This is a genomic window from Rhodoferax sp. LS1R11, assembly GCF_056521395.1.
The window spans coordinates 449,026-461,253 of record NZ_JBWMAW010000001.1; the positions used below are offsets into that span (position 1 = coordinate 449,026).

12 protein-coding genes are annotated in these 12,228 nt (G+C 61.1%); 3 read left to right on the forward strand and 9 right to left on the reverse strand.

Going from position 1 to position 12,228, the window contains the following annotated elements; all coding sequences use genetic code 11:
• Positions 1 to 12: 12 nt before the first annotated feature.
• From glmM to AC097N_RS02170, 3 genes are all read left to right on the forward strand, one after another.
• The gene (glmM, locus tag AC097N_RS02160) at positions 13 to 1,371 is read left to right on the forward strand and encodes a phosphoglucosamine mutase (RefSeq protein WP_479579077.1); all 1,359 of its coding nucleotides are present in this window, start codon (positions 13 to 15) and stop codon (positions 1,369 to 1,371) included.
• A 13-nt stretch (positions 1,372 to 1,384) separates the two neighbouring features.
• Entirely contained in the window at positions 1,385 to 1,924 is a 540-nt protein-coding gene (locus AC097N_RS02165; protein WP_479579078.1) for a GNAT family N-acetyltransferase, read from the forward strand.
• A 307-nt stretch (positions 1,925 to 2,231) separates the two neighbouring features.
• Positions 2,232 to 2,564 carry a hypothetical protein gene (locus tag AC097N_RS02170; protein WP_479579079.1) on the forward strand — a complete coding sequence of 111 codons (333 nt, stop codon included), beginning with the start codon at positions 2,232 to 2,234 and terminating at the stop codon, positions 2,562 to 2,564.
• A 116-nt stretch (positions 2,565 to 2,680) separates the two neighbouring features.
• On the opposite strand, the gene arsA is transcribed toward AC097N_RS02170, so the two are convergent.
• From arsA to AC097N_RS02215, 9 genes are all read right to left on the reverse strand, one after another.
• The gene (gene arsA / locus AC097N_RS02175; RefSeq protein ID WP_479579195.1) at positions 2,681 to 4,474 is read right to left on the reverse strand and encodes an arsenical pump-driving ATPase; all 1,794 of its coding nucleotides are present in this window, start codon (positions 4,472 to 4,474) and stop codon (positions 2,681 to 2,683) included.
• 255 nt (positions 4,475 to 4,729) lie between these two features.
• Entirely contained in the window at positions 4,730 to 4,972 is a 243-nt protein-coding gene (locus AC097N_RS02180; RefSeq protein ID WP_479579080.1) for a DUF2789 domain-containing protein, read from the reverse strand.
• A gap of 194 nt (positions 4,973 to 5,166) precedes the next feature.
• A complete protein-coding gene (arsH, locus tag AC097N_RS02185) occupies positions 5,167 to 5,901 on the reverse strand; it encodes an arsenical resistance protein ArsH (protein ID WP_479579081.1) in 735 nt (244 codons plus the stop codon).
• Positions 5,870 to 6,301 (reverse strand): arsenate reductase (glutaredoxin), encoded by a 432-nt coding sequence (gene arsC / locus AC097N_RS02190; protein ID WP_479579082.1) that lies wholly within the window; start codon positions 6,299 to 6,301, stop codon positions 5,870 to 5,872. Before arsC ends, arsH begins: the two co-directional genes overlap by 32 nt.
• On the reverse strand, positions 6,298 to 7,383 hold the full coding sequence (gene arsB, locus AC097N_RS02195; protein ID WP_479579083.1) for an ACR3 family arsenite efflux transporter: 1,086 nt from the start codon (positions 7,381 to 7,383) through the stop codon (positions 6,298 to 6,300). The genes arsC and arsB overlap by 4 nt, the downstream gene beginning before the upstream one ends.
• Positions 7,380 to 7,880 carry an arsenate reductase ArsC gene (locus tag AC097N_RS02200; RefSeq protein ID WP_479579084.1) on the reverse strand — a complete coding sequence of 167 codons (501 nt, stop codon included), beginning with the start codon at positions 7,878 to 7,880 and terminating at the stop codon, positions 7,380 to 7,382. The genes arsB and AC097N_RS02200 overlap by 4 nt, the downstream gene beginning before the upstream one ends.
• Positions 7,873 to 9,186: a hypothetical protein gene (locus AC097N_RS02205; RefSeq protein ID WP_479579085.1), complete on the reverse strand. Its 1,314-nt coding sequence runs from the start codon at positions 9,184 to 9,186 to the stop codon at positions 7,873 to 7,875. The genes AC097N_RS02200 and AC097N_RS02205 overlap by 8 nt, the downstream gene beginning before the upstream one ends.
• Positions 9,187 to 9,525: an ArsR/SmtB family transcription factor gene (locus tag AC097N_RS02210; protein ID WP_479579086.1), complete on the reverse strand. Its 339-nt coding sequence runs from the start codon at positions 9,523 to 9,525 to the stop codon at positions 9,187 to 9,189.
• 31 nt (positions 9,526 to 9,556) lie between these two features.
• A complete protein-coding gene (locus AC097N_RS02215) occupies positions 9,557 to 12,139 on the reverse strand; it encodes a bifunctional diguanylate cyclase/phosphodiesterase (protein ID WP_479579087.1) in 2,583 nt (860 codons plus the stop codon).
• Positions 12,140 to 12,228 lie beyond the last annotated feature (89 nt).

A 12,228-nucleotide genomic window follows, 5' to 3' on the forward strand; every position in this document is an offset into this window, starting at 1 on the left:
GAAATCAGAAAAATGAGCAGAAAGTATTTTGGAACAGACGGCATTCGTGGGACAGTGGGCCAGTCGCCCATCACCCCTGACTTTGTTTTGCGTCTCGCCCACGCGGTGGGTCGGGTTTTGAAAAAGACCGAAGCGCGGCCTACGGTGCTGATTGGCAAGGACACCCGAATCTCTGGCTACATGCTGGAAAGTGCGCTGGAGAGCGGCTTCAATTCGGCTGGTGTTGACGTGGTGCTGCTGGGGCCCTTGCCAACGCCTGGCGTGGCCTACCTCACTCGGGCCCAGCGAGCATCGCTGGGGGTTGTCATCAGCGCCAGTCACAACGCGTTTGCCGACAACGGCATCAAGTTTTTCAGCGCCCAGGGCACCAAACTGCCCGATGCCTGGGAGTTGGCCGTCGAAGCAGCGCTGGAGGAGCCGCCGGTGTGGGCCGATTCCGCCAATTTGGGCAAGACGCGCCGCCTGGACGATGCGGCAGGCCGTTACATTGAGTTTTGCAAGAGCACCTTTGCCAACGACCTGACCCTCAAGGGCGTGAAAATTGTGGTGGATGGCGCGCATGGTGCGGCTTATCAGGTGGCGCCCAAGGTGTTCCATGAACTCGGTGCCGAGGTTATTTCCATTGGCTGTGCGCCTGATGGCTTGAACATCAACCACGAAGTGGGTGCCACGCATCCCGAGGCGCTGGTTGCGGCCGTCAAGGCCCATGGCGCGCACTATGGCGTCGCTTTGGATGGTGATGCGGACCGGCTGCAGCTGGTGGACGCGCAAGGCCGATTGTTCAATGGCGACGAGATTCTGTACCTGATGGTCAAAGAGCGCTTGTTGCGGGGAGGCAAATCCACCGCCAAGCGCGCGGATGAAGCCGTTCCTGGCGTGGTGGGCACGCTCATGACCAACATGGCGGTGGAGTTGGCCCTGAAGGACAAAGGGGTTGAATTGGTGCGTGCCAAGGTGGGTGACCGCTATGTGCTGGAAGAGTTGGAAAAGCGTGGCTGGCTGCTTGGCGGGGAGGGCTCGGGTCACTTGCTGGTCCTGGACAAACACACCACCGGTGATGGCCTTATTTCCGCGTTGCAGGTGCTGCAAGCCTGCATGCGCAGTGGGCAAACGCTGGCAGAGCTGCTGGCGGACGTGACCCTCTTTCCTCAAGTGCTCCTCAATGTCCGCCTGAAGCCTGGCCAGGACTGGAAAGCCAGTCCACGTCTGGACGAGGCCACGCAAGCTGTTGAAAAGGAACTGGGCGCGACGGGCCGTGTCCTGATCCGGGCCAGCGGTACAGAACCCTTGGTGCGGGTAATGGTCGAGGCGCGCGACCCCGTGCAGGCGCAGGCCTGTGCCCAGCGTATTGCCGATACCCTGTTGGTTTGAACTGGGGGGACAGATGACAATTTTGACTTTCCCTGAGACCCCCTGGCTGCAGGTCTGCCGGGCTGACTATGCCAATCCCGTTCATGCGGCGGCGCTGGTGGACCTGCTTGACGCCTACGCCCAAGACCCAATGGGCGGTGGTGAAGCCCTGAGCCCATTTGCCCGGGAGCACCTGGTGGCCTCACTCGCCGCGCGGCCCCAGGCGTTCAGCGTGCTGGCGTTTGATCTGCGTGGCGCCGACGACCAGGGCATGGGTGCCTGTCCGGTGGGCCTGGTGAACTGCATCGAAGGCTTTTCGACCTTTGCCTGCCAGCCCCTGGTGAATGTGCATGATGTAGCCGTGTTGTCGGGTTACCGAGGACAACGCGTGGCTGAAAAAATGCTGGCATTGGCCGAAAAGGTCGCCCGGGCGCGTGGTGCCTGCAAGCTGACCCTGGAGGTGCTGTCCGGCAACCCGGGGGCGATCAAGCTGTATCACCGTGTCGGGTTTGCCAACTACCAGTTGGACCCCGCCATGGGGCACGCGCAGTTTTTGCAGAAGTGGCTCAGCTAGCCGTGTGAGCCGTGTGACGCGTGCCAGATCAAATGCCCGCCGGCCTTGTCTGAAAGTCCGGCGCGTGTGGTTTTGATGGGGGCGTCGTTAAGCCTGGATCTCGTGACATCAATGGATTGGTTGCTATTTTATTGATAGCTTCTCACGCATGATTGACGGTCGCTACAGCCTGTTTTTATATAAATTTCGCCTCTGGGATTCACCACATCCGCGATAGCCGGACCTAGGAAGAGGCCGGGCAGGGCCTGAGCTTGTAGGCGCCGGATGGGCGCAACAAAAATCTTGCAGGACTCCTAAAATCACTTGCATGGACTGGCTTCGAAAACTCCCCGGATTTCAGCGCACGCCGTATGGGTTTGAATGGCGGTTGCTGCGCCTGATGCCCACTGTGTGCCTCGCGGGCACGCTCTTGCCTGCGGTGATGGCCTTTGCAGCCCGCTTCCTGATCACCGGGAAGACGGCCGCTGAACTGGCCCGGCACATTCAACTGTTTGACTTTGTGATGATCGGGCTGGTCATTTTCATCTGGACGCTGGTGCTGACCGTGAGCATTGGCTGTGTCATTGTGTGGCTCATGAAGGGCCCGGCCTACGTGGCCGATGGCTTTGAGGTGTCGCACAGCGATGCCCCCAAGCGCTGACAGCCCCTTCGGCCATCGCAGCGCGTGCGAGTTGCCCGAACCCGTGCATGGCCTCGGGCTGCGCCTTGCGAAAGGGCGCCAGGTTGTCGTTGATGTTCTGAATGAGGGTTGGGTGATCAAAGGTGGTCATGTTTGTCTCTCTCCATTTGTTTGGAGTCCACCAGTCTGGACAATTCTGTAAAGCCAATGGGCGGGCGCGTCAGCCATGGCAGGATGAAGGTGCGTTGGGCCAGTCCGTCGGCCATGCGGGCCATCTGCTTGCGTTCACCTGCCAAACGCGCTGCCAGCAGCGGGTCGGTGGTACCGGCCGCGAGCACGCTCTTGTTGAGCACCCAGGCGTAGGGCTCGATCTTGGCGCGACGCAGGTCTTCTTGCAGGGCGGCGGCTTGCGACACCGGTGTGGCCTCCGGCAACGTGACCAAAATAATCCGGGTGTAGCTGGCGTCCTGCAGCCGCATCAGCGGGGTGACGATGCGGCTGTTGCCGTGTCCTTCAAACTCCCGCACCATTTGCCGGTGGTAAGCGCCTGTGGCGTCCATCAGCAACAGTGAATGCCCGGTGGGCGCGGTGTCCAGCACCACAAAGGCGCTGCGCGCCTCGCTGACGATGCGCGAGAAGGCGTGGAACACGGCGACCTCTTCGGTGCAGGGTGAGCGCAGGTCTTCCAGCAAAAGCGCTTGCTCCTGCGCATCCAGTCCGGGGGACTTGGCCGCCATGATCTTGTCCACATAGCGCTGCGTCTCGACTTGGGGGTCAATGCGGTCGACGCGCAGCCCGGTCACCTCACCATTGAGGGTTTCGGCTACGTGGGCGGCGGGGTCGGTGGTGCTCAGGTGCACGGTTTTACCGCGCTGCACCAGCCCCAGTGCCAGTGCGGCGGCGATGGTGGTTTTGCCGACGCCGCCTTTGCCCATGACCATGATCAGTCCGTGGCCAGCGGTGGCCAGCTCATCGGCCAGTTCGTCCAGACCGTGGATCGGCTCGCCTATGGGTGGAGCGCCTGGTTGGGGCGCGGCAAGGGGGGCAACGGCAGTCGACAGCAGGGCGCGCAATGCGGGCAGGCCGACGGTGTCAAACGGCCGCAAAGGCACCTGGTCCTGCGGCAAGGCACGCAAGGCCTCGGGCATGGTGAGCAGTGCTTGCTGCTCCAGGCCTTCGATGGCGCAGGCGACGGCGTCATCGGTGTTGCTGGCGTGAAAAACGCCGTTGATGGCCAGACGCTGGTTGTTCAGACCCAACTCGTGCAATTCTGCAGAGGTGCGGGCGGCCTCGGCCATGGCGCCGTGGTCGGCTCGGGTCACCAGCACCACCGTGGTTTGAGCGGGGTCGCTCAAGGCGTCCAGCGCGGCCTTGAAGCGCACCTCTTGCATCTTCAGGCCCGAGTGGGGGCCCAGGCAGGAGGCGCCGCGGTCGTTGCCCGCCAAAAAACCGCTCCAGGCTTTGGGCAGGCTGAGAAGGCGCAGTGTGTGGCCCGTGGGCGCCGTGTCAAAAACGAGGTGGTCGTAGGGTGACGCACCATCCGACAAGAGTGACGCGAACTCGTCGAAGGACGCAATCTCCGTGGTGCAGGCCCCGGACAACTGTTCACGCACCGTGGCGCGTTCGTCGTCATTCGCGTCAAGCCCCATCTGCGCCAGAACCCGTTGCCGGTACGACTCGGCCGCCGTGTCGGGGTCAATGTTCAGGACAGAGAGTCCTGGCGCACCGGGCACCGGTGTGGGCGTGTTGCGAAGCGTGATGCCCAGCATTTCATCCAGGTTGGACGCTGCATCCGTGCTCACCAGCAATACCCGCTTGCCTGCGTCGGCCAGGGTCAGCGCGGTGGCCGTGGAGAGTGACGTTTTGCCAACACCGCCTTTGCCCGTGAAAAAAAGATGGCGCGTGGGGTTGTTCAAAAATCCCGCAGGCATGGGTGGGTCGCCAGATCCTGAAGCAGTGAGGTTCATCGTGACGCCTCTGGTTTGAATTTGCCAATGCCGACAGGCATGTGGTCTTCCACCATTAGAGCGAACGGACCCCGTTTGCCGCTTGATTTACATCAAAAAACAAGCTCAATGAATCAACTCAATGCGCACAAAGACGAGGTCGAACACAATGCCGACGGCAAACGCGCGGTTGAAATTGGCCGGGGCATGGCTGTGGTCGTGTCCTGCGCTCATTGTTTTTTAACTCTCCAACCCACGCAGGGCCTGACTCAGTTGATCTGCCAGTTCAGCCCAGTCCGAGTCCTGAAGCAAGGCTTCACGCAGGAAGGTGGCCTGCGCAGGTGTCCAAAAGGGCGCCTCGGCCAGCTTGATGTCGCCCGCCAGCGGACGGTGCGTGTCCAGAAATTGCCCAATGCCTGGTTCATCAGAGGGCAGGCCCAACTGGGCAAAAAGGTCATGGAAGCGGTGAATGGGTGTGTTCATGTCAGTCCTTCAAGCATGTCGGGTGCCAGGGCGATGCCCTGAGTGCCACCTGTGCCAAATGTGACCATACCGCGATTGAGCTGGCCTTGCTGCACAGGGTGGATTGAATTTATATAAAAACGGCCTGTAGCCCAGGCAGAACGTGCGCAGGCAGCTATCGAAAATATAGCAATCCAACACCGGTATCTCTTGCTTCACAGGCTCTTCTGGTTGACGCGTTGGGAGAGTTCCTCGGCGCTTTCCTTGCGCTCGCTGTAGCGGTCCACCAGGTAGGGGCCGATGTCGCGGGTGAGCAGGGTGAACTTCACCAGTTCTTCCATCACGTCCACCACCCGGTCGTAATAAGCGGAGGGTTTCATGCGGCCCGCTTCGTCAAATTCCAGAAACGCCTTGGCCACCGAGGATTGATTGGGGATGGTGAGCATGCGCATCCAGCGGCCCAGCACCCGCAACTGGTTGACGGCATTGAACGACTGCGAGCCGCCGCACACCTGTATGACGGCCAGCGTTTTGCCCTGCGTCGGGCGCACGGCGCCTTGCGCGAGGGGAATCCAGTCAATCTGCGTTTTCATGATGCCGGTCATGGCCCCGTGGCGCTCGGGCGAGGTCCACACCATGCCTTCGCTCCATTGGGCCAGGGCGCGCAGTTCCTGCACCTTGGGGTGGGTGTCGGGTGCATCGTCGGCCAGGGGCAAGCCGTGGGGGTCAAAGGTGCGCGTCTCGGCGCCCATCGCGGTCAACAGGCGGGCCGCTTCTTCGCTCAGCAGGCGGCTGAACGAGCGCTCGCGCAGCGAGCCATACAGCAGCAGGATGCGTGGCGCATGAGCGGCGGGCGTGACAGGGTGCAGCCGGTCTTGCGTCGGCACATCAAACAGCGTGTGGCTGACGTTGGGAAGGTCATCGGCCTGCAACACGGGCTCCCTGGGCATCGACGACGCGTTCGCCGTCTTCCTTGGTGAACGCGCCTTGTTGCGGCGCAGGCAAGATGTCCAGCACCGCCTCGGACGGGCGGCACAGCCTTGTGCCCAGCGGCGTGATGACGATGGGCCGGTTCATCAGGATCGGGTGGGCCACCATGGCGTCGATCAGCGCCTCATCGCTCAGGGCCGGGTTGTCCAGTTGCAGTTCGTCGTACAGCGTGCCCTTGGCGCGCAACACGTCGCGCACGGGGACTTTCATTTGCGCGATCAGCGCCAGGAGTTTGTCGCGCCCGGGCGGCGTCTTGAGGTACTCAATGACCTCCGGCTCCAGGCCGGCATTGCGCATGAGGGCGAGCACGTTGCGCGAGGTGCCGCAGGCGGGGTTGTGATAGATGGTGATGGGGTTCATGTTTTGCTCTCGGAGATGCCGCGTTCGTACCAGGGTTTGGATTGATTGACCACGCGCACCACCAGCAACATCACAGGCACTTCAATCAGCACCCCCACGACCGTGGCCAGCGCAGCGCCAGAATGGAAGCCGAACAGGCTGATGGCGGCGGCCACGGCCAATTCAAAAAAGTTGGAGGCGCCAATCAGCGCGGAGGGGCAGGCAATGCTGTGCTTCTCACCCACGGCCCGGTTCAGCCAGTACGCCAGGCCAGAGTTGAAAACCACCTGGATCAAAATGGGCACCGCCAGCAGGGCAATGACCAGCGGTTGGCGGATGATGGCCTCCCCCTGAAAGGCAAACAACAAGACCAGCGTGGCCAGCAGCGCGCTGATGGACCAGGGGCCAATCTTTTCCATTGTGGCGTCGAAAGCTGCCTGCCCCTTGGCTAGCAACACCTTGCGCCAAAGCTGGGCCAGGATGACGGGAATGACGATGTACAGCACGACCGAAGTCAGCAAGGTGTCCCACGGCACCGTGATGGCCGAGATGCCCAGCAAGAAAGCCACCAGCGGCGCAAACGCCACGATCATGATGCCGTCATTCAAGGCCACTTGTGACAGGGTAAACAGCGGGTCCCCACCGGTCAGCCGGCTCCACACAAACACCATGGCGGTGCAGGGCGCTGCGGCCAGCAAAATCAGGCCGGCAATATAGCTGTCAAGCTGGTCGGCAGGCAACAGCGGGGCAAACAGGTAGCGGATGAAAAACCAGCCCAGAAAAGCCATGGAAAACGGTTTGACCAGCCAGTTCACGAACAGCGTGACGCCAATGCCACGCATGTGTGTTTTAACTTCATGCAAGGCGCTGAAATCCACCTTGACCAGCATCGGAATGATCATCACCCAGATCAGCAGGCCCACCGGCAGGTTGACCTTGGCCACTTCCATGGCGCCAATGGCTTGAAACAGGCCTGGCAGCATTTGTCCGAGCGCAATGCCGACGATGATGCACAAAAAGACCCACACGGTGAGGTAGCGCTCGAACACGCTCATGGGGGCGATCGCCGCGGGTGCGGTGATGGCTGTGGTTGGCTTGCTCATGACTTGGACAATTCCCGCACGGTGTTTTGCAGCATCAGTTTGTTGACGCTTGCGGTGGGCAGGTTGACCAGCAGGTCGAGCCGGCGGCGGATGGCATGCAAGGTCTGGCGAAAGGCTTCGAGTTTTTCAGCATCAGTGCCATCGCCTGCAGACGGGTCGGCGTAGCCCCAGTGGGCGGTGGCGGGCTGCCCTGGCCAGTAGGGGCAGACTTCACCGGCGGCGTTATCGCAGACGGTGATCACCAAGTCCATATGCGGGGCGTCAGGTTTGGCGAATTCGTCCCAGCTCTTGCTGCTGAGGCCGTCCGTTGAAATGCCCGCAGCTTTGAGTACCGACAAGCCCAAAGGGTTGGGTTGTTGATTCTCGCGTGGGCTGCTGCCAGCCGAATAGCCCCGAAAGCGCGACCCACCGATGTCGTTGAGGACGGCTTCGGCCAGGATGCTGCGGGCCGAGTTGTGGGTGCACAAAAAGAGGACGTTGATGGGTTGTTCAGACATGACAGGGACTCCTGAGGTTAAAAAGAAAGGGGGACATATCGCCTAGCTGCGGCACCACCAGGACAGGTGAAAAACCGCCTCCAGGGGTGCGGAAGTTGGTGGTTTGCCCTTGGTAGGTGCGGGCGGCCAGCAGCTGCACCTCGCCCGCATAGGTGTAGGCGCGCACATCGAACTTCAGGTCAGTGGGCATGCCGTCGACCACCACCATGCGTTCGCCCGGTGGCACCAGCGCCTGGGCAATGAAATCGCCCGCCAGAATCTCGCCCCATACCTTGCGGGTCAACTTGTCGCCGCGATACACCGCTTTGGCCCCATAGCCCGCCACGGGTTTGAAAAACAACTGGCGGCGCTGTGTCCACAAAGCGTCCGCGTTTTGTGGTGTCACCGGTTGGGTCATGGGCACCGCGGTTGCCAGTAGCTGGCGGTCCGCGTCGCTCGCGCCCCAGGCGGCCAGCAGCGCGGCGTCGCTCAGCGCGACCATGCTGCGCTTGTCGGCCAGCAGGGCGTGCGCACGCGGGTGTGGGGTGAGCACCACGGCACCGGCCGTGTAGGCTTGTTGAAGTGCCAGGTGAGCAGGGTCGGTCAGGTAGAAGTCGGTGAGGCGGTTGTAGACCATGTCGACCAAGGTCGTGCCGTGCCACAACCGGCCATCACGCCAGGTCAGGTCTTGCGGCGAGACGATGGCCGCATCAATGCCGCGCTGCAGAAACAGGTGTTTGAAGAGTTCAAATTCTGGCGCCAGGTACTGCGCCTGTGGCGCCTCGTCCACGATGACCAGGGCGCGCAGGGTCTGCTCGCCCCGTTGGGCACGCCATTCCGTGGCGAACATCTCGAAGACGGTTTGTTCAAGTGAGTTGGGTTGGTGGTTGGGTTTCCACATGGCCGACATGGACTCGCAGCAGGCCGTCTGGGCCTGTGCCAACACGCCATTGAGCAACGCACCACCCGCATTGGTGTTGACCTCAATCAGCCGGGGCCCTTCGGTGGTGACATGGAAGTCATAGCCCATGAACACGCCGGCCGGTCCGAAATGGGTTTGGGCGATGGCCGGGGCGCGTGCCAAGGCCTGGGCCTGGTAAGCGGGCAGGGTGGCAACCCGTTCAATGGCTGAGACGGTGGCCGTGATCGTGCGAGCGGTGTCGCTGGAAATAAAGACAACGGTGGACGAAAACAGATGGGGCCGGGTCTGGGCAATGGTTTGTGCAAGCCCGGCCAGCGCGGGGTCATTTTCCAGTTGCGCCTGGAGTTTTCCCGCATTCAGGGTGCGGCAGATGCAGGCGTGGTTAAGTGCGGCGGCAAGGTTCATTCAGCAGCAGTCCGGGGAATTCACCTCGCAGGCCTCGCCCTGGCAGCAATGCTCAGTCAGGTAGCCGAGCAGTCCCGTCATTCGCGCAAAGTTGGCGCGGTAAATGAGATGGCGGCCCCGTGCCTCGCTCGTGACCAAGCCGGCATGGACCAGTTCTTTGAGGTGAAAGGACAAGGCGCTGGGAGAGACGCCCAAGGCGGGCGCGATGACACCGGGTGTCATGCCCGCCGGTCCTGCGATCACCAGGGCTCTGAAAGTGCGAAGCCGCTGTGCCTGTGCCAGCGCAGCCAAAGCCGTGACCGCTGCGTCTTCGTCAATATGAATCAAGTTGGTTTCCATATTTCAATAATACTTGAAATATAGAAATGATTTAAAAGGCCGGCAGTGGCTCCTGCATGAATTCGACAAACTGCAGGTGTGGCAGGGGGCGGCTGAAGTAGTAGCCCTGCACTTCGTGACAGCCTTTGGCCTGCAGAAACTCCAGTTGTCCTGCGGTTTCCACTCCTTCGGCAATGGTGCGCATGCCCAGGCTCGACGCCATGCTGATGATGGCGCCCACGATGGCCTTGTCATCAGGGTCTTCCGTGATGTCGCGAACGAAAGATTGGTCAATTTTGAGCGTCGATATCTGAAATTTTTTGAGGTAACTCAGCGACGAGTAACCCGTGCCAAAGTCGTCAATCGACATGCGCACACCTCGCTCATGCAGGTTGTTCATCACCGCAATGGCGCCGACCGGGTCGGTCATGGAGACCCCTTCGGTGAGTTCGAGTTCCAGCAAGTGGGCTGGCAACTGCGCCTGCTCCAGAATGGCGGTCACCAGTTCTGGCAGTGCCGCGTGGCGAAATTGCACCGATGACAGGTTGACCGACATCGTGATGGGCGCCATACCCGCGTCCATCCATGCTTTGAGTTGCTGCACCGCGGTGCGCAGTACCCACTCGCCGATGGGCAAAATGAGTCCGCTGGTTTCGGCCACAGGAATAAATTCCGCCGGTGACACCCGTCCCAGCTCGGGGTGCGTCCACCTCAGGAGTGCCTCTGCGCCGATGACGGACCGGCTCTCCAATGACACCTGGGGTTGGAAGTGCAGCTCAAACTGATTTCTCTCCAACGCACGGCGAAGCGCGTTTTCCAAGGTGATGGCGCGGTCGGAGCTGGCCTGAATTTCGGCCGTGAAGAAGCGGTACGTGTTGCGCCCGTCCTGCTTGGCGCGGTACATGGCTGCGTCAGCACAGCGTGACAAGGTGTCAAAGTCAGCGCCATCGTTGGGGTAGATGGCTATGCCGATGCTGGGCGTCACGGTCAGCTCGTACTGCTGCAGTTCAAAAGACTCGCCGGTCGCTTGGAGCAACTTTTCGGCTACGTGGGCAGCGCCCAGGGCATCGGTCTCGGGCAGGATCAAAATGAACTCGTCGCCACCCAGGCGTGACACGGTGTCCTGTTCCCGCACCGTCATTTTGAGGCGCTCGGCCAAAGTGACCAGCAGCTCGTCACCAACGCCGTGCCCCAAAGAGTCATTGATGTTCTTGAAATGATCCAGGTCGAGAAACATCAGCGCCAGTGACGTGCCATTGCGCTGGGCGGCACTGAGGGCCAGGTGGCACCGGTCATTGAGCATGGCCCGGTTGGGCAGGCCGGTGAGTGCATCAAAATGCGCGAGCTGGCGTATCTTTTCCTCGGCCTGTTTGTTTTGCGTGATGTCGCGGGACAAAAACAAAAAACGGGGCTCCTCACCCGGTGCGGAGGTTTTGCGCGAAACCGACAATTCAAACCAGTGGTCACCCGTCGCCAGCGGCAATTTGAACTGCTTTCCGGTGGACCAGGATGTCTCGTTGGCCTCCTGCAGTGCAGCTGCAACGATGGCGCACGCTTCCGGGGGCAGCACTTCGCTCACCGTCTTGCCAATCAACTCTTTGGCTGGCAATGCCAGCAAGTCGGCCCGATGTGAATGGGCACTGTAGTAGCGTCCATCCAGGCCCATCTCGAACAAGGGGTCAGGAATGGCGCGCATCGTGGCTTCAAGGTGTCGCTGGGTCGAAAGAATTTCAGCGGTGCGCTCGCCCACTTCGGCCTCCAGTCCAGCGTCGCGCAGTTTCATTTCATACAACAGCCACGCCAGGTAGGCCATCAACAGGCTGACCAGCAAGCCAAGGGCGGTCTTGAACCACAGGCGTATCGGATCGCCCCAGCCGTTGGCAGGGCTGACACTGAGCGTCCACTTGCCATTGGGCAATTCAAGTGCCCGCTCAACCGGGGTTTCCAGCGCCAGCGCACCAGACGCTTCAATGACCTGTCGCGTATTCGAGCCAGGCACGTTGCGCCACAGTTCATAGGCATAGCCTCGCTCTGTCAACACGGGGAGACGGGCATAGGCCAGGGCTTGTGGAAATCTCAGGGTCACATTGGCAAAGCCCCAAAACTCGCCATGCCCCTGCGCGTCATTCAGAAAGATGGGCAAGCGGCCTACGATGCCCAGGCCGCCCTGGGCGAGCTTCATGGGCCCTGCCAATGTTAATTTACCCGAATCGCGGGCCTTGATGGCCTCCTGGTTTTGCGCAACATCGCGCAGTTGGTTGAAACCAATGCTTTTTTCATTGCCCACCAGCGGCACCACTTGTCGGATCACGCCTCCGGGAGACAGGCCCAGGGCGGCAATGCCGGGGTAAAAAGGGAGCAGTTCAGTGGCCACGGCCTCGAAGTCTGAGACATGGCCATTGCCCTGTCGCACCAGGGCTGCTACTGCATAGGTGGCTGACAGGGCGCGTTCTATTCCCCGTTGAAGGGTTTGGGCATGGTCCGACGCCAGCTCTGCAGCACGGGTACGGGCTTCTGCCTGTTCTTGTTGTTCGGTACGCCAGATGAAAGCAGCCGCCACTGAGGCGCTGATGACAAAGGCCGCTGCGCAGGCAAGCCACTGGTAAGGATGGTGTCGGAGGCCGGTGTTGATCATCAGAAATGAAGTCTATCAACATTTGCGGTGTGCCAAAACCACGTGACGCACTGAGGGGCTGTGCCGTCATGAAATTGCCACAAAAATGC